A 26,120-nucleotide genomic window follows, 5' to 3' on the forward strand; every position below is an offset into this window, starting at 1 on the left:
CAATTCTGGAAATATTGGCATTTAACATATCAATGCTCCGACGGAATAATGCCGTTGATTGATACGGCAATCGCATAACTCCTGCGGGGGCACAAGGATGAACGACCTGTTGCCCATTCCGTGCGTTCTGATGCGCGGCGGCACCTCGAAGGGGCCCTTCTTCCTGGCGCGGGACCTGCCGACGGATGAGGCCGAGCGCGACAGGATCCTGCTGTCGGTGATGGGCTCCGGCCATCCGCTGCAGATCGACGGCATCGGCGGCGGCAATCCGGTGACGAGCAAGGTGGCCATTGTCGGCCCGGCGAGCATTGCGGGAGCGGATGTCGACTACCTCTTCGCGCAGGTGCGGATCGATCGCAACATCGTCGATACCTCGCCCAACTGCGGCAACATGCTCGCGGCTGTGGGCCCCTTCGCCATCGAGGCCGGGCTCGTGCCCGTGCGGGGGACGACGACGCGCGTGTGCATCCATAACGTCAATACCGGCAAGCTGATCGAGGCCGAGGTGCCGACGCCGAACGGCGGCGTCTCCTATCTCGGCGATGCGGCCATCGACGGGGTCCCCGGTTCGGCCGCGCCGATCGCGCTGACCTTCGTCGATGCGGCGGGCGCGCGCACAGGCAAGCTGTTTCCCACCGGGCGGCCGCTCGATGTCATCGACGGCGTCACCGTCACCTGCATCGATTGCGCCATGCCAATGATGCTCGTCGAGGCCGCGGCCCTCGGCGTCAGCGGATACGAGACCGCAGCCGTGCTCAACGGCGACGGGGCGCTTCTGGAGCGGCTCGAGAGCCTGCGGCGGGCTGCAGGCGTGCGGATGGGCATGGGAGACGTGAGCAACGAGGTCATCCCCAAGCCGGTGCTGATGTCCCGGCCGAAGGCGGGCGGGGACATCAGCGTGCGCTATTTCATGCCGCAGCAATGCCATCCGTCGCTGGCGACGACCGGTGCCGTCGGCATTGTGACGGCCTGTATCAGCGACGATACGCTGGCATCGCGCGTCATCGGCACCCGCAAGCCGCCGCTCGTCCTGTCGATCGAGCATCCGAGCGGTCACCTCGACGTCGCGCTGCAGGAGCGGGACGGCAAGGTCGTGGCGGGGATCCTGCGCACGGCGCGCCGCCTCTTCGAAGGCCATGTCTTCGCCAAGCCCGCCGGACAGTTCGTCCGCGCAGCCTAACGATCACGGTGCCCGCAGAGGCGCCGCACAACCAGGAGGAAACACCCATGCGCAAGTTCTTACTCGCCCTTGCGGCGACCGCCGCTTTCGCCGGTCCGGCCCTGGCGGAGCCGGTGCGGATCAGCGTCGGCTCCTTCAACCTCAACAATCTGCCGTTCCCGGTTGCTGTCGGCCTCGGGCTGTACGAACAGGAGGGCCTCGACGTCACCGTCGAGAATTTCGCCTCGGGCGGCTCCAAGACGCTGCAGGCGCTCGTCGCCGGCTCCACAGACATCGCCGTCGGCTTCTACGATCATACGATCCAGATGCAGGCGCAGAACAAGAACGTCGTCGCCTTCGTGCAACTCGCCCGCAACTCCGGCCTGGTGCTCGCCGGCGGCAGGAGCAGCACATTCGACCCCGACAAGCCGGAAACGATCAAGGGCGCCAAGATCGGCATAACCGCGCCCGGTTCGTCATCCGACTTCTTCGTGCGCTACTATCTGCAGCGGCATGGCCTTGCAGCCGATGACGTGTCGCTGATCGGTGTTGGTTCCGGCTCCGCGGCCGTGGCCGCGCTCGAACAGGGCAAGGTCGATCTGCTCGTCAATTACGATCCGGCGGCGACCTTCATCGAGGCCAAGGGCGTGGGCACCATCCTGATCGATGGGCGCAGCGATGACGGCGCCAGGGAGATCTATGGCGGCATCTACCCGACCTCGGTGCTCTATGCCACCCAGAGCTATATCGACGCCCATCCGCAGACCATCCAGAAGGTCACCAATGCCACGGTCAAGGCCTTGGCGTGGATCAAGGCGCATTCCGCAGAAGAAATCGTCGACAAGCTGCCGCAGCAATTCATCTCGGGCGATCGCGACACCTATGTGAAGGCGGTCGAGAAAGCCAAGGCGATCTTCTCGGCCGATGGCCTCTTCGATGCAAAGGACGTCGAGACCCCGCTCACCGTGCTCAGGACTTTCAACGAGAAGGTCGCGGCGGCCAAGATCGACCTGTCAAAGACCTACACGAACAAGTTCGTTCTCGACGCGCCGCGCGCTGTCGCGAATTGACCGGGGAGGAGGCCATGGCACTCGCCATTGTGAAAGAGACAACCGTGCAGCCCCGGTCCGCCTCGAAGCCGATGGTCTGCGTCGACGCCGTCACCATGTCCTTTGGTGACTTTGTGGCGGTCGAGAATGTCGATCTGACGGTCGCCGACGGCGAATTCCTCACGATCGTCGGCCCGACCGGCTGCGGCAAGAGCACCATCCTCAACGCCGTCGCCGGCCTGCTGAAGCCGGCGAGCGGCACCGTCTCCATCGACGGGGCGCCGGTCCGCGGCGTGCGCAACGACATCGGCTATCTCTTCCAGCAGGACGCTCTCCTGCCCTGGAAGACGGCGCTGGAGAATGTCGAGCTCGGCCCTCTGTTCAAGGGCATGGGTGCCGCGGAGCGGCGCGAGCGGGCAACGACCTGGCTCGCCAAGGTCGGGCTGAAGGGGTTCGAGGATCGCTATCCGCACCAGCTTTCCGGCGGACAGCGCAAGCGCGTACAGATGGCGCAGGCGCTCATCAGCGGGCCGAAGGTGATCCTCATGGACGAGCCCTTCTCGGCCCTCGACATCCATACCCGCCACCTCATGCAGAACGAGCTGCTGAGGCTGTGGCAGGAGGAACGGCGCGCCGTCGTCATGATCACCCACGATCTCGAAGAGGCGATCGCGCTCGGTGACCGCGTGGTGGTACTCGCGGCCGGTCCCCGCTCGCGCGTCATCGACAGCTTCCCCGTCGCCCTGGAGCGACCGCGCGACGTTGCCGAGATCAAGCTCGATCAGCGCTTTACCGATCTTTACCGCAATATCTGGTCGTCGCTGCGCGGCGAAGTGGAGAAGAGCTATGAACGCCACGACTGAACGCCTCATCCAGCTCGCCCTGCTGGTCGCCGTCCTCGGCGGGTGGCAGCTCGGCGTCGTCCTTGGGGTCATCGACGTCTTCTTCTTTCCTGCACCCGTCGACATCTTCAATCAGGTGGTCGCCTGGGTGACGAACGCAGGCTTTTATGTGCACGTCACGACCACGCTCACTGAAACCGTGCTCGGCTATCTCATCGGCACCGGCCTCGGCGTGGCGGCGGGCGTGTGGCTGGGGCTGAGCCGGTCGGCCGCGCGCATTCTCGACCCCTTCATCAAGTGCCTGAACGCCGTTCCCCGGGTGGTACTGGCGCCCATCTTCGTGCTCTGGCTCGGCCTCGGCCTCTGGTCCAAGGTGGCGCTCGCCGTCACGCTCGTCTTTTTCGTGACGTTCTTCAACGCCATGCAGGGTGTGCGCGAGGTCAATCCCGTCGTCCTCGCCAATGCCCGGCTTCTCGGCGCCAGTCGGCCGGATCTGTTGCGTCACGTCTATTTCCCGGCAGCGGCGAGCTGGATTCTCTCCTCGCTGCGCACGTCCGTGGGCTTTGCCGTGGTCGGCGCTATCATCGGCGAATACCTCGGCTCCTCCGCCGGTCTCGGGCATCTCATCGCCCAGGCGGAGGGCAACTTCGACGCCGTCGGGGTTTTCGCCGGAATTCTCGTCCTCGCCGTCTTCGTGCTCCTGATCGACAGCATTCTCGACGTGGCCGAGAAGCGCTTGATCAAGTGGCGGCCGAACGTGGCAGAAAAACCGGCGTGACGGGGAGGGGCCTCGCCGACAGATGGCCAATGTCGTCGGCGGACAGCTGACCGGAGACCCGACGGAAGACCAGATCAGGGCCGGCTGTCAGCAAAGCGATATCCGCCCGGGCCTGTTCGATTGGCTGATTTCACCTGCGTCAGAGGGGCGAGCGCGACCCGGCCGTTCTGTGACCGCCGCGGCCACGGCAATATATGGCCCGCCCCTCTGCAAGCGTGATGTTCAGGAGCGCGCAAGCTTCTCACCCATGTATCTGGCCTCGGCGATAGGGCGTGCACATCGAACTGCTCTTGATCGGGACGAAGCTGGCTCAAACGGTCAAGAACATGTCCCGTTCGATCAAGCAGGCGACGCTCGAACTCCATAGTCCTCCAATCACCATCGGTTCTGCTCAGCGGTAGCCTTCCTGCCGTGGAAGGAAGCCGTTTTGCGAGTGACGTCGGGCGGACGAGATGGCAGGGCGGGGCTGGCGATCCCGAGGGAGGAAGCCGACAATGACTATGATCGAGGATCCGAGGCTGGCCAGCCGGAACGGAAGGAGCGTTCAAGGTGCAGCCGACAGCATGGTCGCCGCGATGCAGGCCAATCTCAATGGCCTTGATGTTGTCGCCAGGACTGCCCAGCATTCCGTGGAGAGCTGCGGCAGCGCGGTGTCCGCATTGATCCGGCGATGCGCGGACCAGGCCCTTCGCGGCGCGGGCCTCAGTGATCCGGAGACGCAGCGGCTGGCCTCGCAGGTCGCAGACGCACTGCAAAATCTGACACAGGCCAATGTGGCTCTTGCCGATGCCTTCGAGGAGGTTGGCCGCGAATGGCTCCGCCTCAGCAAGGTCCTTCTGCGACGCAATCTCGACGAGTTGAACGCGTTCGGCCGTTGCCGATCGACAAGCGAGCACCTCGACATGCAGCGCTCCCGCCTGTTCGCGCACCTCGAACAGAGCATCGAAACCAGCCGACGCTTCGCCCGGATCGCGCAGGCCTTCGCCGGCGAGATTCCGGCCGCCCAGGCCCGGACGGAACAGATGCTGCGATCCGCAAATGACGTGTGGGGGTCGGGCGCATGGCGCGAGCCGGTGGACGCAACGCCGTGATGGCGACGTCGCCATGAACGCGGGAGGAGGCTCCGATGAGAACTGCTGGTGCCATGGGGATCGCCGCACTTGCCCTGAGCTTCATCGCGACCGCCTCAGCGCCGGCCAGGGCCGGCGCTGAGGAGAGGCTCGCCGCGTATCAGGGGGCGTGGCTGGCGAAGGGGCTCGACTGCGCGGAGGTCTACGTATCTTCAGCGAAGGGGATGTCGTTCAGGCAGCCGACTGACCTGTTCGCGCCCGCCTTCGTGATTTCCGGCGACCGCCTCACGACACCTGGAGCGGCCTGCCAGATCAGGTCCGTACGGCCGTCGGGTGATCGCCAGGAGTTTGCGCTCGACTGCGTCAATGCCGTCGCGGGGCAGGAGATGCGCGTGCTCATGGCGACATTCCCGGATGGCTCGCTGAAGCGTTTCCTCAATCCCGAGGATACGATCGGCAGCGCCTATTTCCGCTGCCCCTGACAGGTCCGGAGCACCCACCCCCGCCACAGGGTGGGACGAGCGTAGCGGGGGCGGAGTGTCCTCTGGCTCGCGCGAGGGGCTGATGCGCCGAAGGCCGGCCGCAAACCGCATAGCCGGTCGGCCCATCGTCGACGGGCGCAGCCGGACTTCGAGCGGACGGTGCGCCTGTGCGGCCGATGCTCCGGCATCCTTCCCAAACCCGAGGAGGCCACGATGGCATTCCTGCCGAGCGACCATTCGGAGATCGAAATTCTTCCCGACGGATCTGCGGTCGAGATCCGGGCCCTTGCGGAGGACGATCGGGCCGGCATGCTCGCCGCGGTCGATCGGATGAGCGAACGCTCCCTGTATCAGCGCTTCTTCGCCTTCAAGCGCTGCCTCACCGAGCGAGAGATCGAATTCTACGTGGACATCGACTTTACAGGCCATGTCGCCCTGGTCGCCGTGCTGGAGGAAGACGGACAGCCGCTCATTGTCGGCGGCGGTCGATACATCGTGGTGCGGCCCGGCCGCGCCGAGGTCGCCATTGCCGTCGACGATGCTCATCAGGGGCGGGGGATAGGCGGGCTCCTCCTGCATCATCTCGCGGTCCTGGCGCAGCGTGCCGGAATACGGGAACTGGTCGCGGACATCCTGCCGGAGAACCGCGCCATGATGAAGCTGTGCAAGGAGAGCGGCCTCGGAATGAAGGCAAGCTACGAGCCCGGCACGTGCCACGTGACGCTGCAGCTACGATAGGGGCAAGTGCCTGACGAACGTCGGCCAGCTCGGCAACGGTGCCAGCGGCGCATTGCAAGGCGACAAGCGGGCTCCAGTCCCTGGGCCGCCGCCTTCATCACTTGGCGCAAGATGACTTGACGCAAGCCACCGGGGCATTCCTGCAGCAGAGGGAGCCGCCGGGCACCTCCTTGCCGGCGGCGCGCCAAGCTCTGTCTCGCCATGAGCGGCGTCGTGCGTCCCAACGCGGCCTTCTACACTCGAAAGCACTCACTCTCAGCCGGCGAACTCGCAGGTCGTTTCCAGCGGGACGGAAAGTTCTGCTGGAACGCATCGAATCTATAAATAATTCGCCATTTTTCTGCCAATTTTGCGTTTGCGAGCGCATATCATCTTGCTGCATCCTATGGTTGCTTGAGTTGCATCAATGTATTGGCTGTTTTATCGAGTTTCATTACTATCTCTTTATGATCGGTGCGATTTCTGCAGGGTGCCATGACGAAGCAAAACCCGTGGCCCGCGTCCACGGACGGCCCTGAGCCGCCGTCGCGGGCGATCGAACTGAGCCGGCGCACCCTTCCGCCCGGCTTTATCCATCTCGGCGTTGCCAAGGAGATCGTGCCGGCTCTGCGGGACCTTGGGGTCGATCCCGGACCGCTCATTCGCGAGGCCGGGCTGGATCTGTGTCTGTTCGACGACGGCTCGAACGTGATCCCGTTCACCGCTCTGGGCCGCCTCCTCACCCTCGGCGTGACGCAAAGCGGCTGTCCGCACCTTGGGCTCCTGGTCGGCTCGCGGGCGACGATCCAGTCGTTGGGGATCGTCGGGCGCCTGATGCAGCACTCGCAGACGTTGGGCGAAGCCTTGTGGGCCCTTGTCTCGAACCTGAGCATCCAGAACCGCGGGGCTGTGCCGTCGCTGGCGGTCTACGGCGATCGGGCAGTGTTCAGCTGTTCCGTCTACCTGCCCAACGTGGAGAGTGCCGACCAGATATCCGACGGCTCGATCGCCGTGACCGTCAACGCCGTGCGCGCGATTTGCGGACCGGAGTGGAACCCGTCGGAAGTGCTGCTGCCGCGTGCCCGCCCGGCGGATGACGAGCCCTACCGGCGCCATTTCCGGGCCCCGGTCAGGTTCAACGAGGAGACGGCGTCCATCGTTTTTCCCGCCGCGGATCTCGATCGGCAGGTCATTGGTGCGGACCCTCTGATAAGGGCCGTTCTGGAGGAAATGCTCCGACAGATGAAGGGGGACAAACAGTCCATCTTCGCGGACGACATCCGGCGACTGCTGCGGACGCGGCTGACGGAGAGCCGGTGTTCCGCTGCCGACATCGCCCGCTCGCTCGCCATGCACCGGCGCACCCTGAGCCGCCACCTGAGGGGCTGCGGTGTCGGATATCGGGGCCTCGCGAACGAGATCCGCTTCGAGATTGCGCGCCAGCTGCTGGAGGACACCGACGTGCCGCTTGCGCAGATCGCAGCCGCGCTCGGCTACTCGGAGGCCAGTGCCTTCACCCGCGCGTTCCGGCGCTGGTCTAGCCTGACGCCGACCGCCTGGCGGGCCGAGAGGCGCCGCGAAGGTGCGGCGGTGGCCCAAACTGACAATCGTCTGTCCCCTCTGGTCAAGCCGGCGAGCGGGGCCCGTCTACAGTGATGCCTCTGCCTCAGCTCCCGCATCGGGAGGCTGGGGTCCCGTCCGGCCTTGTCGCCGGCGTGCCAGGGAGGTCGCACGATGGAACGAAGGACGTTTCCGGGCCTCAACCCCGCGATGACGAAAACTGCGCTGGGGCTGTTCGTGTGCATGGCCGTCACGGGTGCGCCCTGGCAGGCCGCGGCGGACGAGGATGCCGCTCGCAGCATCCTGAAGACGATGACCGATTTCGTCAGTCGCCAGGATAACCTTTCGGTCAAATACGATGCCGATGTCGAGGTGGTGACGCCGGCCATCCAGAAAATCCAGTTCAGTGCGTCCGGAGAATTCGTCATGAGCCGCCCGGACAAGTTCCGGGTAAGCCGCACCGGCGGTTATGCCGATGTCGAGCTGATCTCCGATGGGGCGCGGGTCACCGTTCATGACCGGGGCGGCAACCGCTATGCAGAACTCGCCGGTGCCCGTTCTTTTGATGAAGTCGTCGAGAAACTCCGGAACGAGGCGGGCGTCGAGGTCCCGGGCGCAGACCTCCTTCTGTCGAAGCCCTATGACGAGCTGATGGCCGGGGTGCTTGAGGCCATGCACGTCGGCCGCGGCGTCATCGACGGTACCGAATGCGAGCACCTTGCCTTCCGCAACCTCGATACCGACTGGCAGATCTGGATCGAGGCGGGCGACCGGCCCGTGCCGCGCAAATATGTCATCACCAGCAAGGCGGTCGGCGCCGCGCCGCAGTATACGCTGCGGCTGAAGGACTGGCAGACCGGGGCAGCGCCTGCGGCGGATGCCTTCGTGTTCAAGCCACCGCCGGGAAGTACCGGCGTCGAGGTCACCATGCTCGACGATATCGACGACGTGCCGGCGGGCGTGACACCGGGAGGCGACAAATGAGAACGCACATTCTGCGGCTGATGGCACATCCCGGCTGGCTGCTTCTCGTGGGTGGCGCGGTGCTGGTGTGGAGCGGCAAGGCCCCTGTCGTGACGAACACCCTGATTGCACAGGCCGAGGCACGGGTGGGGCGGCCGGCAACGCCTATGAGCTATGCCGGCGTCGCCCGCCGGACGACACGCCGTAGCGTCGCCTATGGCGCGGCTGCCGGCGCTGCTGCCGCAGGCACCTACTACTATTCCGGCGCGCCGGGCTGCCAGCAGGTCGTGAACGCTTACGGCCAGATCGTCTATCGCTGTCCGTAGGGCCTGGGCGCAAGCCCGTACACGTCACCACCGCAATCGGCCATTCGGGAAATGGTTCCGCGTGCCGCTGGTGAACGTTGCTCCCGCCGTGAGCGTCAGGTCGGCACGAAGGATCCCCGGTCGGTTGCATGGTTTCCGGCGGGCCAGTCCCAAACTGTCAACGCCCTGGCCCAACGGGTCAAGCAGGGAGGGAGGAAGCGGCCATACTCGCGCTGCCGCCGTGGCCAGAAGCCCAGGGGACAGCGCGGCGAGCAGCCCGGAGCTGTTTCGGGCCCCGTCCGTCGAGCCGGCCCGGCCGGTCGTCGACCTCCATCGAGTATCGCGTAGAGGCAGTCATGACGGATGCGGCTCCAACGACGGCGTCCCTGCAAGCCGGGCGCAAGCACGAGAAGTACGAGCGGCTCGTCGCCGTTGCCAGATCCCTTCCGAGGCTCAGGGTTGCGGTGGCCCATCCTTGCGACGGGGCTTCGCTGAGCGCGGTCTTCGAAGCCGCCGGGATGGGGCTAGTCGCGCCTGTCCTCGTCGGGCCGGAAAGCAGGATGCGATCGGCGGCGAAGGAGCTCGGCAGGGACCTGGACGATTTTCATGTCGTCGAGGCGCCTGACAGCCAGGCCGCGGCGGAGACCGCTGTCGCCCTCGTGCGTTCCGGCGAGGCCGAGGCCCTGATGAAAGGCAGCCTCCACACGGATGAGCTCATGGCCGCGGTGGTTCGTCGCGATGGCGGCCTGCGGACCGCTCGCCGCATCAGCCATTGTTTCGTCATGGACGTTCCGGGGCACGAGACGGCGCTGATCATCACGGATGCCGCCGTCAACATCGCTCCGACCTTGGAGGACAAGGTCGACATCGTCCAGAATGCCATCGACCTCGCCCATGCGCTGAGGTTCGAGGGCATTCGCGTGGCGATCCTCTCCGCCATGGAGACCGTCAATCCCAAGGTGCCGTCGACCATCGAGGCCGCGGCCCTGTGCAAGATGGCGGACCGCGGGCAGATAACCGGAGGCATTCTCGACGGGCCGCTTGCCCTCGACAATGCGGTCGATTTCGGCGCGGCGAAGATCAAGAAGATCCGGTCCCCGGTGGCGGGGCAGGCCAACGTCCTCGTCGTGCCGGATCTCGAGGCGGGCAACATGCTCGCCAAGAGCCTCACCTTCCTGGCCGATGCGGACGCGGCGGGCATCGTCCTCGGCGCCCGCGTTCCCATCATCCTGACGAGCCGCGCCGACTCGACGATCACGCGCCTCGCATCCTGCGCCGTGGCCTCGCTCGTCGCCGACGCCCAGCGCACGAAGCTCGCCCTTCCCGAGGTCTGAGCGATGATCCCGGTCCTCGTCGTCCTCAACGCCGGCTCGTCCAGCCTCAAGTTCCAGCTGTTCGAACGCGAGGGCGACGCCGAGCCGCGTCTCACCTGCAAAGGGGCCTTCGACGGACTGGGCGGCGCTGCGCGCTTCATCGCCCGCGACGCCGGCGGTGTGACGCTTGGCGAAAACGCATGGGCGCCGGAGGCCGGCTTCGGCCATGAGGAGGCCTTGATGCACCTCGTCTCGTGGCTGCGGGAGCATCAGGGGGGACGGCAGCTGGCGGCGATCGGCCACCGTGTCGTCCACGGGGGCGAGGCCTTCACCGGTCCGGTGCTCGTCGACGACGAGGTTATCCGGACGCTCGAGAGCCTGTCACCGCTCGCGCCCCTGCACCAGCCGCACAATCTCGCGCCGATCCGCATCGTGCGCCGCCGCCTGCCGTCGCTGCCGCAGGTCGCCTGCTTCGATACGGCGTTCCACCGCACGCAACCGGATCTTGCCACGCTGTTTGCCCTGCCGCGGGAGGTACGCGACCGCGGTGTCCGGCGCTATGGCTTCCATGGCCTCTCCTACGACTACATCGCCTCCGTCCTCAAGGAATACGATCCCCGCCTGGCGGCAGGCAGGGTCGTCGTTGCCCATCTCGGCAACGGCGCAAGCCTCTGTGCCCTTCGCGCAGGTGTCAGCATCGCGACGACCATGGGCCTGTCCGCGCTCGACGGCCTGCCCATGGGCACGCGCTGCGGCGCGATGGATCCGGGCGCCGTGTTCTTCATGCTGCGCGAGATGAAGCTGACGCCCGATGCGGCCGAGCGCATGCTCTATTCCCACTCCGGCCTGCTCGGCGTGTCCGGCCTCTCCAACGACATGCGCGTGCTGCGGGAGCAGGCGGCCGAGAACCCCGATGCGCGGCGCGCCATCAACCTGTTCGTCTACCGCATTACCCGCGAGGTCGGGTCGCTCGTCGCGGCCCTCGGCGGGCTCGACGGGCTCGTCTTCACGGCGGGCATTGGCGAGAACGACGCCGCGACCCGCGCGGAGGTGAGCGCCCGTCTCGCATGGACGGGCATGACGCTCGACGATGCGGCGAACAAGGCCGGCGGGCCTCTGATCTCGAGCGGAGCGGGGCCTGGGGCATGGGTCATCCCTACCAACGAGGAACTCGTCATCGCCCGGCAGACGTCGAGCGTCCTGAGAACTGCTCGGGCCCGGCTGGCGTCCTGAACGAGGAGTAGGAGTCATGGAGCAGGCGAAGTCTATTCCGGAAGAAGGTGTGGTTGACCACGAACTCGGCGATGAAACGTTCATGTCGGCAGCCGACCTGCGCGAATACATGGTCGAGATGCAGATGGCCCATGCGGCGCGGGCGCTGAAGGGCATGGACCGTGCGGACAAGGCGCGTGAGGAACTGTTGCAGCGCCTGTCCGAGCCGCTCGACCTCACGCCGCAGAAGATGAAGGAAATCATGCAGCCGCTGAAGTTCAAGCTGCGCTCGGCGGCGGAACGCGGCCAGACCGAACTGATGGTCATGCGCTTCCCGAATGTGCTTTGCACCGACAAGGGGCGCGCCATCAACAACTCGGAGCCGGATTGGCCCGAGACCCTCACCGGGCGCCCGCGTCAGGCCTACGAGCTGTGGCGCGACCATCTCCGGCCGGCGGGCTTCAAGCTGAGCGCGATGATCATCGAATGGCCGGGCGGACTGCCGGGCGACGTCGGCTTCTTCCTGAAATGGGGTGATGCCAAGCAGTGAAGGCGGCGGCCGGGGGCTGTCCTGAAACCTCCATGGACGGATGATGGAAATGCCAACAGTGGTGCGACAAGCCGAACGAGCGACCAGGACCGAAGACGACGCCGCCCCGATGCCGTTCGGCACGTTCGGCGCCGTGCAATCGAAGATTGCCCAGATCTATCAGGCGCGTGGATCGAGCGCCTTCCAGCGCTACCTCGCATCCGTGGAAACCGCCTTCGAGCCATGGTCCAGCGGCGGCCCGGCGGCGGCGACGCCGCTCGACCTTTGGCGTGACGCGAGCGGCTACTGGCTCGACTTCGCGCAGCGCTCCACCTTGTTCTGGGATACGCTGCGCCGGCGCGGCAATAACTGGATCGAGCACGAGAAGGCGGGCAAGCCGCCGCTGCTCGCCTTCGACTGGGATATGATCGCGGACGCCCGCACATTCGAGCGGCCGGTGAATTACGCCCTCGTCCAGATCCGTCCCCCGGCCGGGATCGAGACCGATCCGAGCCGCCGCCCTTTCGTCATCATCGATCCGCGGGCCGGCCATGGACCGGGCATCGGCGGGTTCAAGCAGGATTCCCAGGTCGGCGTGGCGCTGAAGGCCGGCCATCCGGTCTATTTCGTGATCTTCTTTCCGGAGCCTGTTCCCGGGCAGATCCTCGCCGACGTCTCGCGGGCGGAGGCCGAGTTCCTGCGGATCGTGGGCGAGCGCCATCCGAAGACACGCAAACCCGTCGTCGTCGGCAACTGCCAGGGCGGCTGGGCCTCGATGCTGGTGGGCGCCATCGAGCCGGACCTCGTCGGCCCTCTCGTCATCAACGGGGCGCCGATGTCCTACTGGGCCGGCAACGACGGCGAGAACCCGATGCGCTATGCCGGCGGCGTCCTCGGCGGCGTCTGGCCGGCGCTCTATGCCAGCGATCTCGGTGCCGGCACGTTCGACGGCGCCTATCTCGTCGAGAATTTCGAGTATCTCAATCCGGCGAACACGTATTTCGACAAGTACTACACGCTCTTCTCCAAGATCGACACCGAGCCCGAGCGCTTCCTCGAATTCGAGCGCTGGTGGGGCGGTTTCTTCCTGATGGACAGAGCTGAGATCAAATGGATCGTCGAGAACCTCTTCATCGGCAACAATCTCGCCGCCGGCGAGGCGGAGTGGTCGGAAGGGCGGGCGTTCGACCTGCGGGAGATCAAGTCCCCCATCATCCTGTTCGCATCGCTCGGCGACAACATCACGCCGCCGCAGCAGGCCTTCAACTGGGTTGCGGATCTTTATCCGACGACGGAGGCGCTGAAGGCGAACGGGCAGGTGATCATCGGCCTGATGCACAAGAGCGTCGGGCACCTCGGCATATTCGTGTCCGGCCAGGTCGCAAAGCGGGAGCACACGCAGATCGTCGACCTCGTCGAATATCTCGAGCATCTGCCGCCCGGCCTCTACGGCATGCAGATCGAGGAGCAGAAGACGAAGGACGGCGTGCGCTATGACGTCGTGCTGACCGAGCGCCGCGTCGAGGACCTGCAGATCCTGCAGAAATACGGCCGCAAGGACGAGATTCCGTTCGAGGCGGTCGAGACCGTCTCCGAGACGCTTGCCTCCGCTTACGAGACCTTCGTCCGACCGGTCGTTGCGCCGGCATTCACGCCGGCCGCAGCAAAGGTTGCGAGGACCTTCAATCCGCAACGGGTTCAGCGGTGGGCCCTGTCCGATCTCAATCCGTTCATGGGCCCCATCGAGGGCATGGCGGCGATGGCAAAGGCGAACCGTGCGAAGCGTGATGAGAACGGGCCGATGGTCGCCATGGAGCGTTGCCTGGCGGCCACCGTGTCCGCCTCCTGGGACCTCTATCGCGACTTGCGCGACGCGGCGGTGGAACATGCGTTCTTCCGCCTCTACGGCACGGCCAGCTTCGGCCTCGGCATCGTGCCGAAGGCGGAAGCAGCGGGCACCGAGGAAGCCGCTTCCATGCGGGAGGCCCCGCAGGTCAAGGAGGCGCTCGCACGGATCGAGGAGGGCGATCCGACGCGCGCCATGGTGCGTACCGCGCTTCTCGTGATGAAGGCCGGAACGGGGCGCAGGCGGCTCTCGGCGATGAAGCGGGCTCGCGAACTCGTCGGCAAGGATGTCGGCCTGCTCGACATGCCGGCCGAGATCGCGCGCGACATCATCCGCGAGCAGTCGCTCATCGTCGATTACGAGCCGGAGAAGGCGCTCTCCGCCCTGCCCAAGCTTCTGCGCACGTCCGCCGACCGCGGCAAGCTGCTCGAGCTGATCGGCCGTCTGGAGGGGCGGATCGAGGCCAATGCCGCACAGCGGGCCCTGGTGCGGGAGATTCGGAACGCCCTCTCGGCCGATGTGGCCAGGAAAGCGAAGGGCGGAGCGACCGCAATCGCCCTCGTCGTGGACCCGGACCGGCCAGCTGCCTCCGGCGGCAAGGGTCGGGCCGGTCGCTCCGCCGGCGCCTGATGCGAGAGGAAAGACCATGAACGAGCGACCGTCCGCAACGGCACGAGCGGCCGTCCAGTCCACGATCCTGCAGGGCAAGCGCGCCCTCGTGATCGGCATCGCCAACGAACATTCGATCGCCTACGGCTGCGCGCGCATCTTCCGCCAGCTCGGGGCGGAACTCGCCGTGACCTATCTGAACGAGAAGGCTCTTCCCCATGTGGAGCCTCTCGCCAGGGAACTCGGCGCCGGCATTCTCGTCCCTTGCGACGTCGCGAGGGAGGGGGCGCTCGAAGCCGTGTTCGACCAGATCCGGGACAAGTGGGGCAGCCTCGACATCGCGCTCCATTCCATCGCCTTCGCTCCGAAGGAGGATCTGCAGGGGCGGCTCGTGGACAGTTCGGCCGAGGGCTTCAGGGTGGCCATGGATGTGTCCTGCCATTCCTTCCTCCGCATGGCGCGCCTCGCCGAACCGCTCATGCGCGAGGGCGGGACGCTGCTGGCGATGAGCTATCACGGCGCCAGCAAGGTCGTGCCGAACTACAATCTCATGGGTCCGGTCAAGGCAGCGCTGGAGAGCGCCGTTCGCTATCTCGCCTATGAGCTGGGAGACAAGCATATCCGGGTGCACGCCATCTCGCCGGGGCCGCTCAAGACGCGGGCGGCCTCCGGGCTCAAGGACTTCGACGTCCTCTTGTCCGAGGCGGTCGAGCGGGCGCCGATCGGGGAACTCGTGGACATCGACGATGTCGGCCTGACCGCCGCCTTCCTGACGACACCGTTCGCACGGCGGCTGACGGGTACGACCACCTATGTCGACGGCGGACTCAGCATCATGGCCTGAGCCGTCGTCGCAGGTGCGGGTGAGAGAGCCATGCCCGAGGGGACCGCAGACCATATCGATCCGAGCCCGGTCAGCAGAACCTGGCGGCGGCGTCCGGCGACGGAGGACATGTCCTATGTCGAGAAGGCGCTCGGTCTCGTCCTCCTTTTGCTGCTCGTCGTCGGCTGCCTCCTCATCCTCAGGCCCTTCCTGACCGCCATCTTTCTCGCCGTCACGCTCTGCGTGTCGACGTGGCCGCTGTTCCGCTCGTTGGAGAGGCGCCTCAGGGGGCGGCCGGGGACGGCGGCATTGCTGATGACGCTCCTCATCGCCGGACTGCTGGTGCTGCCGCTGATCGCCTTGACGCTCAACCTCGCCGATGACGTCGCGCGGTTGACGGTCGCGATCCAGACAGCCCTGGAGAGCGGTCTGCCGCCGCCCGACTGGCTGGGGCAGCTGCCGCTGGTGGGGGCCGAGGCGGAGCGGGTGTGGCGGGAGGCGCTGCGGCAGGGCGCGGGGCTGAGGCCGATCCTCGCTCCCTATGTTCCATCGCTGCGGGAATGGGCATTGCACCAGGGCGCCTCGCTCCTCTCCGGCACGGTCCAGGTCATCCTGGCGATCATCCTGTCGTTCTTCGTCTACCGGGACGGGGCCTATGCGGAGAAGCGCCTCGACTGGGCGATGTCGCGCATCGGCGGCTGGCGCGCCCGGCGCGCCCTGCCGACGGCCGGCGCAACCATCAAGAGCGTCGTCAACGGCGTTCTCGGCACCGCGCTGGTCCAGGCGATCCTCCTCGGCTTCAGCTTCTGGCTTGCCGGCGTTCCGGGGGCCGTGGTCCTCGGCGCCATCGGCCTGGTTCTGACCCTGTTGCCGATGGGCATCGCCCTGCTGTGGCTGCCGGCCGGCCTCTGGCTCATGTCGCAGGGGCTCACCGGATGGGCCATCTTCATGATGGCCTGGAACGGCCTCTTCGTCGGAAGCCTCGACAAACTCCTGCGCCCTTACCTGATCAGTCGCGGCATCCGGATGCCGATGGTGCTGATCTTCCTCGGGGTGCTCGGAGGCCTCCTGGCCTTCGGGATCGTCGGGGTCTTCCTCGGCCCCGTGCTGCTCGCGGTCCTCTACACCCTGTTCCAGGACTGGGGGCGCACCGTCCACGGGATGCCGGAACCCACGTGAAAGGGAAGGGGCCATGAAGACGATCTCGCTGCAGGATGCCGTCGCGATGATCCCCGCAGGCGCCACGCTGATGGTCGGCGGCTTCATGGGCGTCGGAACGCCGGAGCCGCTGATCGACGAAATCGTCCGTCAGCAGAAGAAGGACCTCACGGTCATCGCCAACGATACCGCGGCCCCGGGTGTCGGCATCGGCAAGCTCGTCGATGCAGCCCTGCTTCGGCGGGTCGTCGTCAGCCATATCGGGCTCAATCCGGAGACGCAGCGGCAGATGCTGGCGGGCAGCCTCACGGTCGACCTCGTGCCGCAGGGCACGCTCGCGGAGCGCATCCGGGCCGGCGGCTTCGGGCTCGGCGGCGTCCTGACCGCGACGGGCATCGGCACGATCGCCGAAGAAGGCAAGCAGAAGATTGCGGTCGATGGCCGTGACTACCTGCTGGAGCCGGCGCTCCGGGCCGATTTCGCGCTCGTCCACGCCTTCATCGCCGATTACCTGGGCAATCTCGCCTACGTCCTGACGGCGCGCAATTTCAATCCGCTCATGGCAATGGCCGCCGACACGGTCGTCGTGCAGGCCGAAAACATCGTGCCGGTCGGGGTCGTCGCGCCCGACCATGTCATGACGCCGGCTCCGGTCGTCGACTACCTCGTTGCCAACGGGTGAAGCCATGGATCCGCAAAGCACCATCGCAAGGCGCATCGCAGACGAACTGCGCGACGGCATGCTGGTCAATCTCGGCATCGGCATACCGACGCTCGTCGCCAATTTCGTTCCGGCGGGGATCCGGGTGTTCTTCCAGTCCGAGAACGGCCTGATCGGCACGGGGCCGGTTCCCGAGCCCGGAATGGCTCTGCCCTGGCTCACGGATGCGGGCGGGCGGCCCGTCACGGCGTTGCCGGGAGCCTCGACCTTCGACAGCGCGACGTCCTTTGGCCTCATCCGCGGCGGCCATCTCGACCTCACGGTCCTGGGCGGCCTGCAGGTCGATCGTCACGGGCGCCTGTCGAACTGGATGGTCCCGGGCAAGATGGTGCCGGGAATGGGAGGCGCGATGGATCTCGTGGCCGGCGCAAGGCGCGTCGTCGTCGCCATGCAGCATACGGCCAAGGGCCGCCCGAAGATCGTGCGGGAAAGCTCGCTGCCGCTGACGTCGGAACGGGCGGTGGACCTCATCGTCACCGAGCTCGCCGTCATCGCCGTGCGCGATGGCCGCCTGACGCTGATCGAGACGATGGAGGGTGTCACGGTGAACGAAGTGCTCAACATGACTGAAGTTGAGCTTATAATCGCCCCCGAACTTGCTTCCGCCGGTGCGGAGGCAGTGCGACGGTCGTTGTCCGCACCGTCGACCGGAGGTGCGCTATGAACGGGACGATTCACCCTGCGGCGCCTCATCATCTGCCGGTGTTCATCACCGCGCCGGGCGACACCGACGTCCTCATGGTCATCATGGCGGTCTTCCTGCTCGTCGCCGTGCTGGCCGTCGGCCTGCTGTTCCTGCGCCTTCACACGCTGCCGGAGCGGATCGCGCACCGCTCCCACAAGCTGCAGTTCGAGATCGTCGCCGTGCTGGGGCTGCTGGCGCTGTTCACCCACATGCACATCTTCTGGGTGCTGGGCCTGCTGCTGGCCCTGATCGACATCCCCGACTTCGGAACTCCGCTGCGCAGGATGGCGCGGGCCCTGGAGAGGCTTGCCGGAATGGCGCCGGAAGAGGACGCCGTCGGCGCGACGGCCGAGCCCGATCGTGGATCATCACTTCCTGAATCCCGGCCGACCCTCGTGGTGCCCGCGGAGGGGGAAGGGGACGCCATCGAGCGACCGGCGGCCGTGGCTTCGGCTCAGAAGGAGCGGGCCAATGCTTGAACTGCTCCTTTGCTCTCTTCTCACGCTCCTTCCCGACTATCTCTACCGTCGCTACGTGCAGGGAAAGCGGATCGGCAAGGAGATCACCCTCTACTCCGTGTGGTTCGAGCTGCGCTGGGGCATCATCACCTGCCTCATGCTGACGATCGGGCTGATCACGGTCGTCTTCTACAATCACCCCTCGACGACGAATGCGACGGCCTTCTTCCGCACCATTCCCATCCTTCCTGAGACCAACGGGAGGGTGGCCGAAATCTATATCGACACGGTGAGCGGCGTGGTGAAGCAGGGCGAGCCGATCTTCCGCCTCGACAGCTCGAGGCAGGCTGCGGCGGTGGAGACCGCCCGGCGCAGGATCGCCGAGGCGGACGCCGCCATGGTGGTGGCGCAGGCCGATATCGCCGCCTCCGAAGGGAAGCTCCAGGAGGCGAGGAGCGCCCACCAGCAGGCGCTCGACGAACTGGAGACCAGGCAGGAGCTCTATCGACGCAACCCGGCCACGGTCGCGCTGCGCGAGCTCGAGCGGCTGCAGGTCACCGTCGACGGACGCCAGGGGACGATCAATGCCGTGATTGCCGGCAAGGAGCAGGCCGAGACCCGGCTCTCGACGCTGCTGCCCGCCGAAAAGGCAAGCGCCGAGGCGCAGCTGGCCGAAGCCGAGGTGGAACTGGCGAAGACCGTGATCCGCGCCGGCGTCAGCGGGCATGTCGAGCAGTTCACCCTGCGCGTCGGCGATGTGGTCAACCCGCTGATGCGGCCGGCAGGCATCCTCATCCCGGAAGGTGCCGGGCGTGGCCGCCTGCAGGCCGGCTTCGGGCAGATCGAGGCGCAGGTCATGCGCGTCGGCATGGCCGCGGAGGTCACCTGCGTGTCGAAGCCCTGGGTCGTGGTGCCGATGGTCGTGACGGGTGTGCAGGACTTCATCGCCGCCGGCCAGATCCGCAGCGGCGAACAGCTGATAGACCCGCAGCAGGTGCTGCGGCCGGGGTCGATCCTCGTCTTTCTCGAGCCTATCTATGACGGTGGGCTCGACGGCGTGACACCCGGCAGCAGCTGCATCGCCAACGCCTATTCCAGCAACCACGAGCGTATCGCGTCCGGCGAAGTCGGCGGCGTCAAGGCGCTGGCGCTGCATGCGGTCGATGCGGTCGCGCTGGTGCACGCTGCGATCCTGCGCATCCAGGCGCTGCTGCTGCCCATCCAGACGCTCGTGTTTGCGGGGCACTGACGACGACCGGTCGGAGGCATTTCCGTGCGGGGCGAGCCCCGGCGACGCGATGTGCCCCTCGACCGGCTGCCGCGGATCAAGGCCGCTCCGTTAGGGCGGCAGATATCGATGAGGAGGATATCATGACGATCACCCAACAGGAGAGCGCGACCAAGGGAAAGCCGCGGGGCGTCGATCAGTTCGCCATGGCCGGCCAGCAGGGGCGCGCGCTCATGGAAGCCACCCAGACATGGTTTACGACGGCCGCGGAGTGGCAGCGCGAGATGCTCGGCTTCATGTCCATGCGCCTCGAAAAGGACGGCCGGGCCATGCGTGAGATGATGACCTGCAGGGATGTCGGGGATGTGTCGGCGGTCCAGTCGAAATGGCTCGAAGAGACGCTCCGCGACTACAATGCCGAGATGGGGAAGCTGATGGCCCTCTATACGACCTCCGTCAACGGAAGCGCGGATCGTGACCGGCGCTGAGGCGGCGGGTCACGTCAGCTGATTGTCATGCGTTCGGCCGGTCCATCTGCCAGCAGAAGGATGGCCGGCCAGGTGAACAGGCTTCGGACCGTCGACATGGCGGACATCCCGTTTGCCGGTTCGTATCGTCCTCAGCGCCCGCCGAGCTGGGCCTTCAGCCGGGCAAGGCCTGCATCGCGGGGCCGCAGCGCGATCAGGCGATCGAGGGTCGAGCGCGCCGCATCGCGGTCGTTGCTGCGCAACTGAAGCTGAAGGAGCGCGGCCAGCAGGTCGACGTCGTAGGGATGCCTTTGCAGCGCCGTCATATATGCCGCGCGCGCCGCGTCCGCCTGCCCGAGGGACTCGAGCGCCACCGCATGGACATAGGCGTATCGTGCCGAGCCCGGCGCCATCGCGGCCGCGCTCGCGAGAAGCGGCAGCGCCTCGGCTTGTCGGCCCTGCCTGACACGCAGCAGCCCAAGCGCATGCAGGGCCGCTGCATTGTCGGGCGCCATGTCGCGGGCCTGCTCGATCAGCCGTGCCTCATCGTCGTTCTGCCCCTGGGCGCGCTTCAGCTCGGCAAGATTGATCATCGCCGGGATGAAGTCTGGTGCGAGCCTCAGCGCGGTGCGGTAGGCCGCCTCCGACTTCTCGATGTCGCCCCGCTCGGCCCAGTAGAGGCCGAGGTTGAGATGGCTTTCGGGCCGCTCGGCTGCGGCGAGCTCGGAGGCGACATACTCCTCGCTTGCCCGGACATGTGCCGCGCGGCGCTGTTCCGGGAGTGCGGCCTCGGATACCGCCGCGAGCGCCCGGGCGGCCGTGATCCGGACGGATCGCACGGGATCGTCGAGCAGCGGAGCGGCAAGATCGACGCGCGCGCCGGGAGCGATGGCCTCGAGTGTCCGCAAGGCCGCCATGCGCACCAGGGGATCGGGATCGGCGAGCGCCCCGGCCACGGCGGGGCCGGTCTCCTGGTCCAGGTGGCGCTGCAGCATCTCGACGGCGGTCGCGCGGGCGATCGATGGCTGGGTTGTATCGCCAGCGAGCGCGGCGAGCGCGGCGCCGCTCCCCGGCGCGCCCTTCCGGCCGAGTGCCAGAGCCTCGCCATAATGCGGCTCCTGCCGCCGGCCAGGCCCGTACCATTCGACGATCCGCGCGGCGGCCCAGGCCGCATTCCGATCGCTGTGGCAGCCGGTACATGCGTCCGGTGCGCCGGTTGCCGCCGACAGGTCGGGACGCGGCACGCGCAGGCTGTGGTCGCGCCGCGGATCGACGCGCATGTAGGTGCGCGCCGGCATGTGGCAGTCGACGCAGAAGGAGCCCGCCTTGCCCTGCTCATGGAAATGATGCGCCGGTGAGTCATAGGACAGCGGCCTGATGCTGGCGAAGCGCTCGGGCGGCGTCTCGTTGTGGCAGGCGGTGCAGACCGCATTGCCGTCGGCATGGAGCGTGCCCGAATGGGGATTATGGCAATCGGAGCAGACGACGCCGCTGCGGTGCATGCGGCTCTGGACGAAGGAGCCATATTCGAAGACCTCGTCGCGGATCTGGCCGTCCGAAAAATAGAGGCTCTCGCCCAGCAGATCCGGAATGAAATGGTCGAGGAAGGGCGCGCCGGGGACGGGAACCTCGGTGATCGGCCGGCGGCGGGAGTGGCACCGCGCGCAAGTATCGAGCTGCGCCCGGCTGCTTTCGCCTGGCGCGGCGGCGAGGCCCTTGTCGGACGCCTTGCGGTCGCCCGACGCCCAGGCCAAGTGCGCACGGCCCGGCCCGTGGCAGGCCTGGCAGCCGACGTTGACGTTGGCGAACGTCGTCTCGTAGCGGTCCGCCGCGACATCGTAGTGGCGCTGCAGATCGGTCGAATGGCAGTCCGCGCAGCGGAAGTTCCAGGTGAACTCGCGGCCCGTCCAGTGCAACGGGTCGCCGGGCGGCGCCGGGTCACGTTCGGCGAGGTCGAACCAGCGGCCTTGCTTGGTGTCCCATGCGATCGTCAGGGCCTGCAGGCGGCCGCGCTCCCCCTCGACGAGATACTGCTGGAGCGGCTCCCAGCCGAATGTGTAGCGGACCTCGTGCTCGACCGCTCCAGCGCCGCCGGCCACTTCCACGAAATAGCACCCGTCGCGCCGGAAGAAGCGATAGCGGGCATGGGCGTCCTCAAAGGCGGCACCGCCGAAGTCGCCGCGAACGGACGCCTCGTCCGGCACCTCCATCGCATGGAAATGATGCGATGTGCGCCAGGCGTCGTACGCGGCGGCGTGACACCCGGCGCAGGCAACGTCGGACACGTAGGCGGAATGGGACGCGCTGCTCGCCGGCTGGGCAGCAAGCCCGCGTGGAGCAGCCGCCGGGTCGCCCGACGCACCGAAGGAAAACCCGATCAGCAGGACCGCCAGCGCCGAAATGACCGCTCCGGGCAGAGCCGAAAAGATGCCGAAGGGAGAGGGGCTGTCATGCACGATCGGCGGCCTCTTTGCCGGGAGGATCGCTCCCGATGCTCTACGATAGGGGGCTGACAGGGAGACCGCCGACAATTGCCCGGGCGAGGGTCGCGAACAGTGGATCGGGCGTTCTCATCGTCTCCTCCCGCGGCAGAACCGATGCGGCAGGCCGCGCTCGCAAGCCAGTGGCGTGCGCGACCTGCCCATGATGTCGACCGACGCTGACGGCGTGCCTTCTGCGGAACCCGCCACGCCTATTGCTTCGCGCGGTAGCTCCCGAAGATCATCTCCCGTTCCGCGGGGGTCAGTTCTTCCGGCCCGAGCTTCATCGTCAGCTTGTTGATCTTTCCCGTGAAGCGGAACGGCACCTGGTAGTCCTCATCGTCCACCGGCGTGCCGGTGTCGATGCCGACATTGAACGTCTCGACCCAGCCGATGCCGACCGGCAGGCTCTTCGGCATGTCGCGGGTGTCGACGACCTGACCGTCCACCTTCAAGGTGCCGGTCCCGCCCTTGCCGAGGCCGGGGCCGTCGAACTTCCAGTCGAACTCGAGCGTGTGCTTGCCGGGCCTGAGCGCCTCCTTGCCCTGCCACTTCACCCGCTCGAGCTGGATCAGGTTCCAGGTGAAGGTCGGCACGCCCTTCAGGAGATAGAAGCCGTAGCCGGCGAACCGGCCGCCGTCGGTCACCAGCATGCCCTCGGCGCCGCCCTCCGGGATCTCGACCTCGGCGGTGATCGTGTACGACTTGTTCAGCACGTTCGGAGCGCCGGCGACGCCTGGGAACGGCACGTTGCTCAACTCGCCGGTAAACTCGAACGCGGTCCGGCCTTCGATGTAGCTCGGCTTCACACCCATGAACCGGGGAAGGGTGCGGTCGTCGAGCGGGAAGACCCGGTATTTCTCCGCCTGCATGACGAACAGCTGCTCCATGTCGCGCAGCTTGTCCGGCATCTTGGCAGCGACATCGGTCGCCTGGGTCCAGTCCTCGTTCAGGTTGTAGAGTTCCCATTTGAAGTCGTTCATGACGTCCGTGGGAGGCGGCGCCAGCGAAAGTGCCCAGGGGGCGAGGATCGGCGGCGCCGAGGCGATCCACCCGTCGTGGTAGATCGCGCGGGAGCCGAACATCTCGAAATACTGGGTCGTCCGCCGGCCCGGCGCGTTGGCATCACCCCACGTGTACGCCATGCCCACGCCTTCGATGGGCCGCTGGGCGACGCCGTTGACCATCACCGGCTCCGGCAGGCCGGCCGCCTCAAGGATGGTCGGCACGATGTCGATGACGTGATGGAACTGGTGACGAATGCCGCCGGCGTCCTTGATGCGCGCGGGCCAGGACATTGCCATGCCGTTGCGCGTGCCGCCGAAGTGCGAGGCCACCTCCTTGGTCCACTGATACGGCGTGTCCCAGGCCCAGGCCCATGGCACCGCATAGTGCGGATAGCTCTGGTCGGTGCCCCACGCGTCGTAGAACGCCATGTTCTGTTCCACCGTCGGGTGGATGCCGTTCAGGATGGAGAACTCGCTGTAGAGGCCATGGCGCGTGCCCTCGGGGCTCGCACCGTTGTCGCCGCTGATGTAGATGATCAGCGTATTGTCGAGCTTGCCTGCGTCCTCGACCGCCTGGATGACGCGGCCGATTTCGTGGTCCGTATAGGCCAGATACGCGGCATAGACATCGGCCTGACGGATGTAGAGCTTCTTCGCCTCGTCCGAAAGCGTGTCCCACTGCGGCAGATCTTCCGGCCAGGCCGTGAGCTCGGCACTCTCGGGTATCACGCCGAGCTTCTTCTGGTTGGCGAAGATCGTCTCTCGCAGCTTGTTCCAGCCCTCGTCGAACAGGTGCATCGCGCTGATCCTGTCGACCCACTCCTTGGTCGGATGGTGCGGCGCGTGCGTGCCCCCCGGCGCGTAGTAGATCATGAAAGGCCGGTCGGGCTGGAGCTCGTTCAGCATCCTGATGCGCGCGATCGCCTCGTCAGCCATGGCGGTGGTCAGATTCCAGCCCGGATTCTCGAGATAGGGCTCGATCGGCGTGGTGTTGCGGAACAGGTTGTTCGGCTGCCACTGGCTCGTGTCGTCGCCGAGGAAGCCGTAGTAGTATTCGAATCCCTTGATCGGCCCGGTCGGCCAGTCGGTGAAGGGGCCGGCCTGGCTCGTCACCCACTGTGGCGTGTTGTGGTCCTTGCCGAACCACGAGGTGTCGTAGCCGTTCTGCTTCAGGATTTCGCCGATGGCGACGGTGTCGCGCTTGACGACGCTGTCGTAGCCGGGATAGCCCGTCGCCTGGTCGACGACGACGCCGGTGGAGACCGAATGATGGTTGCGGCCGGTCAGCAGCGCGGCTCGTGTCGGCGAGCAGAGTGCCGTCGTGTGGAACCGCGTGTAGCGCAGGCCGTCGGCGGCGATGCGGTCGAGGGCCGGCGTCGGGATCACGCCACCGAAGGTGGACGGCGCCGAGAAGCCGACGTCGTCGGTCATGATCAGCAGGACGTTCGGTGCCCCCTTGGGCGGCACCACGAGCCCAGGCCAGTATGGCGTCGACTGGGCGGCGTTGACCTGAACATCGCCCTTGAACGGCTGCGGTGGGTTCGGCAGGTACCTGCCGTCGATGGTCGTCGTCGCGCCGGGCGAGCCTGGTGTGGCGGCGGCTTGCTGGGCCTCCGCCGGGGCGGTGGCGATGGCGAGCCCCACAAGGGCCGACATCGAGAACAAGAGCTTCGCGGTTTTCAACTTTGCCTCCCCTGTAATAGATCGGTGTCACGCCATATTCGCCTCAGTAGCAAGGCGGGTAGGGGTAATAGCCGCAGCGCGGAGGATAGTAATAAGGGTGGTAGTACGGATGGTAGTAGGGGGCCGCTGCGGCCGCGGCGCCTGCCGCCGCACCGGCATACCAGGCGCCGCGGAAGGCGGTGCGGCGAGCGGCGCCGGCGAACGATAGTGGCGTGAACGGCATGCCGATGATGTCGATGAACACCGAGGCCGGCCCGTCGGTGCCGCCAAGGCTGCCCTCGAGGACATCGACATTGAAGGTCAGCGTGTCGCCCTCGAGCTTCGGCGACTTCAGAACCACCACCGCGTCCCGGATCGTGCCGCCGTCCTTGCTGAAGGCCGATACGGTTGCGTTCGGCGGGTCCTTGGCGAAGCTGTCGCTGCCCTCGGCCCATTCCTCGATGAGGTGCTCGGTCAGCGCATGACCGGCGGAGCGGACCGGACGGTCAGCGAAGATGATGGCGTTGCTGGCGACGCCGGTGAGCGTCAGCGTGTTCCCGTCGAGGGTGGCCCCGCGGGAATTCAATACGATCAGAGAGGGAACGATGTCAGGTTTCGCCTTGCCGATCGTCTTCTGCAACGGAACGTGCGGCGTCGCGTCTTGCGCCAGCGCCATTGCGGGGCCGAGCAGAATTGCCAGCCCCAGGAGAAACCGAATAAACCCGCGTGCCGACATCATTCCTCCCCGATAGCCTGATTGTTCAGACAGCCGTCCGGTCAGGATGTCGCGCCGGGAAGGTATGACCGCCCGGCAGCCCAGCAGCCCTCGAGACCGCAACGCCTGAGCAAACCTTAAACACGCCAAGCGGCGTGAGGGCGTAAGTTACGGTAAGCTACCAGCGGATCGCGGCCCGCAGGGCATCGAGGTGGCTCATCGTCTTGGCGAGAGGCGACTTTTCGGATTGCGGTGCGCCGGGGCGCGGTAATCCCTGACCCG

General features: G+C 66.6%; 24 protein-coding genes. 21 read left to right on the forward strand and 3 right to left on the reverse strand.

Features of this window, described 5'->3' with window-relative positions:
* Positions 1–97: 97 nt before the first annotated feature.
* The 21 genes from GGR16_RS03940 to GGR16_RS04040 all read left to right on the forward strand — a co-directional run bounded on the left by GGR16_RS03940 (position 98) and on the right by GGR16_RS04040 (position 19,995).
* Positions 98–1,180: a 4-oxalomesaconate tautomerase gene (locus GGR16_RS03940; protein ID WP_026014914.1), complete on the forward strand. Its 1,083-nt coding sequence runs from the start codon at positions 98–100 to the stop codon at positions 1,178–1,180.
* Between the two features lie 47 nt (positions 1,181–1,227).
* The gene (locus GGR16_RS03945) at positions 1,228–2,229 is read left to right on the forward strand and encodes an ABC transporter substrate-binding protein (RefSeq protein WP_019400933.1); all 1,002 of its coding nucleotides are present in this window, start codon (positions 1,228–1,230) and stop codon (positions 2,227–2,229) included.
* Between the two features lie 14 nt (positions 2,230–2,243).
* Positions 2,244–3,071 carry an ABC transporter ATP-binding protein gene (locus tag GGR16_RS03950; RefSeq protein ID WP_183315754.1) on the forward strand — a complete coding sequence of 276 codons (828 nt, stop codon included), beginning with the start codon at positions 2,244–2,246 and terminating at the stop codon, positions 3,069–3,071.
* Positions 3,055–3,828 carry an ABC transporter permease gene (locus GGR16_RS03955; protein ID WP_019400935.1) on the forward strand — a complete coding sequence of 258 codons (774 nt, stop codon included), beginning with the start codon at positions 3,055–3,057 and terminating at the stop codon, positions 3,826–3,828. Before GGR16_RS03950 ends, GGR16_RS03955 begins: the two co-directional genes overlap by 17 nt.
* A gap of 494 nt (positions 3,829–4,322) precedes the next feature.
* Positions 4,323–4,919: a phasin family protein gene (locus GGR16_RS03960; protein WP_183315755.1), complete on the forward strand. Its 597-nt coding sequence runs from the start codon at positions 4,323–4,325 to the stop codon at positions 4,917–4,919.
* A 35-nt stretch (positions 4,920–4,954) separates the two neighbouring features.
* Positions 4,955–5,380 (forward strand): hypothetical protein, encoded by a 426-nt coding sequence (locus GGR16_RS03965; RefSeq protein ID WP_026014915.1) that lies wholly within the window; start codon positions 4,955–4,957, stop codon positions 5,378–5,380.
* A 159-nt stretch (positions 5,381–5,539) separates the two neighbouring features.
* Positions 5,540–6,118 carry a GNAT family N-acetyltransferase gene (locus GGR16_RS03970; protein ID WP_245258846.1) on the forward strand — a complete coding sequence of 193 codons (579 nt, stop codon included), beginning with the start codon at positions 5,540–5,542 and terminating at the stop codon, positions 6,116–6,118.
* A 474-nt stretch (positions 6,119–6,592) separates the two neighbouring features.
* Entirely contained in the window at positions 6,593–7,753 is a 1,161-nt protein-coding gene (locus tag GGR16_RS03975; protein ID WP_183315756.1) for an AraC family transcriptional regulator, read from the forward strand.
* Between the two features lie 78 nt (positions 7,754–7,831).
* Positions 7,832–8,641 (forward strand): DUF2092 domain-containing protein, encoded by an 810-nt coding sequence (locus tag GGR16_RS03980; protein ID WP_183315757.1) that lies wholly within the window; start codon positions 7,832–7,834, stop codon positions 8,639–8,641.
* Between the two features lie 20 nt (positions 8,642–8,661).
* Entirely contained in the window at positions 8,662–8,946 is a 285-nt protein-coding gene (locus tag GGR16_RS03985) for a hypothetical protein (RefSeq protein ID WP_019400942.1), read from the forward strand.
* A gap of 335 nt (positions 8,947–9,281) precedes the next feature.
* Complete coding sequence (locus GGR16_RS03990) at positions 9,282–10,259, forward strand: phosphate acetyltransferase (RefSeq protein ID WP_183315758.1); 978 nt, start codon at positions 9,282–9,284, stop codon at positions 10,257–10,259.
* 3 nt (positions 10,260–10,262) lie between these two features.
* Entirely contained in the window at positions 10,263–11,471 is a 1,209-nt protein-coding gene (locus GGR16_RS03995) for an acetate/propionate family kinase (RefSeq protein ID WP_183315759.1), read from the forward strand.
* A 16-nt stretch (positions 11,472–11,487) separates the two neighbouring features.
* A complete protein-coding gene (locus tag GGR16_RS04000) occupies positions 11,488–12,000 on the forward strand; it encodes a hypothetical protein (protein ID WP_019400945.1) in 513 nt (170 codons plus the stop codon).
* Between the two features lie 109 nt (positions 12,001–12,109).
* The gene (locus GGR16_RS04005; RefSeq protein WP_183315760.1) at positions 12,110–14,455 is read left to right on the forward strand and encodes a DUF3141 domain-containing protein; all 2,346 of its coding nucleotides are present in this window, start codon (positions 12,110–12,112) and stop codon (positions 14,453–14,455) included.
* A 16-nt stretch (positions 14,456–14,471) separates the two neighbouring features.
* Positions 14,472–15,278, forward strand: a complete 807-nt coding sequence (gene fabI, locus GGR16_RS04010) for an enoyl-ACP reductase FabI (RefSeq protein WP_183315761.1) — start codon at positions 14,472–14,474, stop codon at positions 15,276–15,278.
* Between the two features lie 30 nt (positions 15,279–15,308).
* Complete coding sequence (locus GGR16_RS04015; RefSeq protein ID WP_183315762.1) at positions 15,309–16,436, forward strand: AI-2E family transporter; 1,128 nt, start codon at positions 15,309–15,311, stop codon at positions 16,434–16,436.
* A 13-nt stretch (positions 16,437–16,449) separates the two neighbouring features.
* A complete protein-coding gene (locus tag GGR16_RS04020; RefSeq protein WP_019400949.1) occupies positions 16,450–17,097 on the forward strand; it encodes a CoA transferase subunit A in 648 nt (215 codons plus the stop codon).
* 4 nt (positions 17,098–17,101) lie between these two features.
* Positions 17,102–17,800, forward strand: coding sequence for a 3-oxoacid CoA-transferase subunit B (locus tag GGR16_RS04025; protein ID WP_019400950.1), 699 nt, complete (start codon positions 17,102–17,104; stop codon positions 17,798–17,800).
* Entirely contained in the window at positions 17,797–18,300 is a 504-nt protein-coding gene (locus GGR16_RS04030; protein ID WP_053193856.1) for a hypothetical protein, read from the forward strand. Before GGR16_RS04025 ends, GGR16_RS04030 begins: the two co-directional genes overlap by 4 nt.
* On the forward strand, positions 18,293–19,528 hold the full coding sequence (locus tag GGR16_RS04035) for an HlyD family secretion protein (RefSeq protein ID WP_183315763.1): 1,236 nt from the start codon (positions 18,293–18,295) through the stop codon (positions 19,526–19,528). Before GGR16_RS04030 ends, GGR16_RS04035 begins: the two co-directional genes overlap by 8 nt.
* Before the next feature lie 122 nt (positions 19,529–19,650).
* Positions 19,651–19,995: a phasin family protein gene (locus GGR16_RS04040; protein WP_183315764.1), complete on the forward strand. Its 345-nt coding sequence runs from the start codon at positions 19,651–19,653 to the stop codon at positions 19,993–19,995.
* A gap of 131 nt (positions 19,996–20,126) precedes the next feature.
* Here the strand turns inward: GGR16_RS04040 and GGR16_RS04045 are convergent, their stop codons facing one another.
* From GGR16_RS04045 to GGR16_RS04055, 3 genes are all read right to left on the reverse strand, one after another.
* On the reverse strand, positions 20,127–22,430 hold the full coding sequence (locus GGR16_RS04045) for a tetratricopeptide repeat protein (protein ID WP_183315765.1): 2,304 nt from the start codon (positions 22,428–22,430) through the stop codon (positions 20,127–20,129).
* Positions 22,431–22,666: 236 nt separating this feature from the next.
* Positions 22,667–25,117, reverse strand: a complete 2,451-nt coding sequence (locus GGR16_RS04050) for an arylsulfatase (protein ID WP_183316330.1) — start codon at positions 25,115–25,117, stop codon at positions 22,667–22,669.
* A 70-nt stretch (positions 25,118–25,187) separates the two neighbouring features.
* Positions 25,188–25,862, reverse strand: a complete 675-nt coding sequence (locus tag GGR16_RS04055) for a hypothetical protein (RefSeq protein ID WP_183315766.1) — start codon at positions 25,860–25,862, stop codon at positions 25,188–25,190.
* Positions 25,863–26,120: the final 258 nt, after the last annotated feature.

The sequence above is a fragment of the Chelatococcus caeni genome, assembly GCF_014196925.1.
GTDB classification, from domain to species: Bacteria; Pseudomonadota; Alphaproteobacteria; order Rhizobiales; family Beijerinckiaceae; genus Chelatococcus_A; species Chelatococcus_A caeni.

Coding starts and splice junctions, on each gene's coding strand:
- GGR16_RS03975 (WP_183315756.1), top strand. CDS start 6,593: ATGACGAAGCAAAACCCGTGGCCCGCGTCCACGGACGGCCCTGAGCCG.
- GGR16_RS04055 (WP_183315766.1), bottom strand. CDS start 25,862: ATGATGTCGGCACGCGGGTTTATTCGGTTTCTCCTGGGGCTGGCAATT.
- GGR16_RS03995 (WP_183315759.1), top strand. CDS start 10,263: ATGATCCCGGTCCTCGTCGTCCTCAACGCCGGCTCGTCCAGCCTCAAG.
- GGR16_RS03985 (WP_019400942.1), top strand. CDS start 8,662: ATGGCACATCCCGGCTGGCTGCTTCTCGTGGGTGGCGCGGTGCTGGTG.
- GGR16_RS04040 (WP_183315764.1), top strand. CDS start 19,651: ATGACGATCACCCAACAGGAGAGCGCGACCAAGGGAAAGCCGCGGGGC.
- GGR16_RS03955 (WP_019400935.1), top strand. CDS start 3,055: ATGAACGCCACGACTGAACGCCTCATCCAGCTCGCCCTGCTGGTCGCC.
- GGR16_RS04025 (WP_019400950.1), top strand. CDS start 17,102: ATGGATCCGCAAAGCACCATCGCAAGGCGCATCGCAGACGAACTGCGC.
- GGR16_RS03980 (WP_183315757.1), top strand. CDS start 7,832: ATGGAACGAAGGACGTTTCCGGGCCTCAACCCCGCGATGACGAAAACT.
- GGR16_RS04000 (WP_019400945.1), top strand. CDS start 11,488: ATGGAGCAGGCGAAGTCTATTCCGGAAGAAGGTGTGGTTGACCACGAA.
- GGR16_RS03965 (WP_026014915.1), top strand. CDS start 4,955: ATGAGAACTGCTGGTGCCATGGGGATCGCCGCACTTGCCCTGAGCTTC.
- GGR16_RS03950 (WP_183315754.1), top strand. CDS start 2,244: ATGGCACTCGCCATTGTGAAAGAGACAACCGTGCAGCCCCGGTCCGCC.
- GGR16_RS03945 (WP_019400933.1), top strand. CDS start 1,228: ATGCGCAAGTTCTTACTCGCCCTTGCGGCGACCGCCGCTTTCGCCGGT.
- GGR16_RS04015 (WP_183315762.1), top strand. CDS start 15,309: ATGCCCGAGGGGACCGCAGACCATATCGATCCGAGCCCGGTCAGCAGA.
- GGR16_RS03960 (WP_183315755.1), top strand. CDS start 4,323: ATGACTATGATCGAGGATCCGAGGCTGGCCAGCCGGAACGGAAGGAGC.
- GGR16_RS04005 (WP_183315760.1), top strand. CDS start 12,110: ATGCCGTTCGGCACGTTCGGCGCCGTGCAATCGAAGATTGCCCAGATC.
- GGR16_RS04020 (WP_019400949.1), top strand. CDS start 16,450: ATGAAGACGATCTCGCTGCAGGATGCCGTCGCGATGATCCCCGCAGGC.
- GGR16_RS04035 (WP_183315763.1), top strand. CDS start 18,293: ATGCTTGAACTGCTCCTTTGCTCTCTTCTCACGCTCCTTCCCGACTAT.
- GGR16_RS03990 (WP_183315758.1), top strand. CDS start 9,282: ATGACGGATGCGGCTCCAACGACGGCGTCCCTGCAAGCCGGGCGCAAG.
- GGR16_RS03940 (WP_026014914.1), top strand. CDS start 98: ATGAACGACCTGTTGCCCATTCCGTGCGTTCTGATGCGCGGCGGCACC.
- fabI (WP_183315761.1), top strand. CDS start 14,472: ATGAACGAGCGACCGTCCGCAACGGCACGAGCGGCCGTCCAGTCCACG.
- GGR16_RS04050 (WP_183316330.1), bottom strand. CDS start 25,117: ATGTCGGCCCTTGTGGGGCTCGCCATCGCCACCGCCCCGGCGGAGGCC.
- GGR16_RS04030 (WP_053193856.1), top strand. CDS start 17,797: ATGAACGGGACGATTCACCCTGCGGCGCCTCATCATCTGCCGGTGTTC.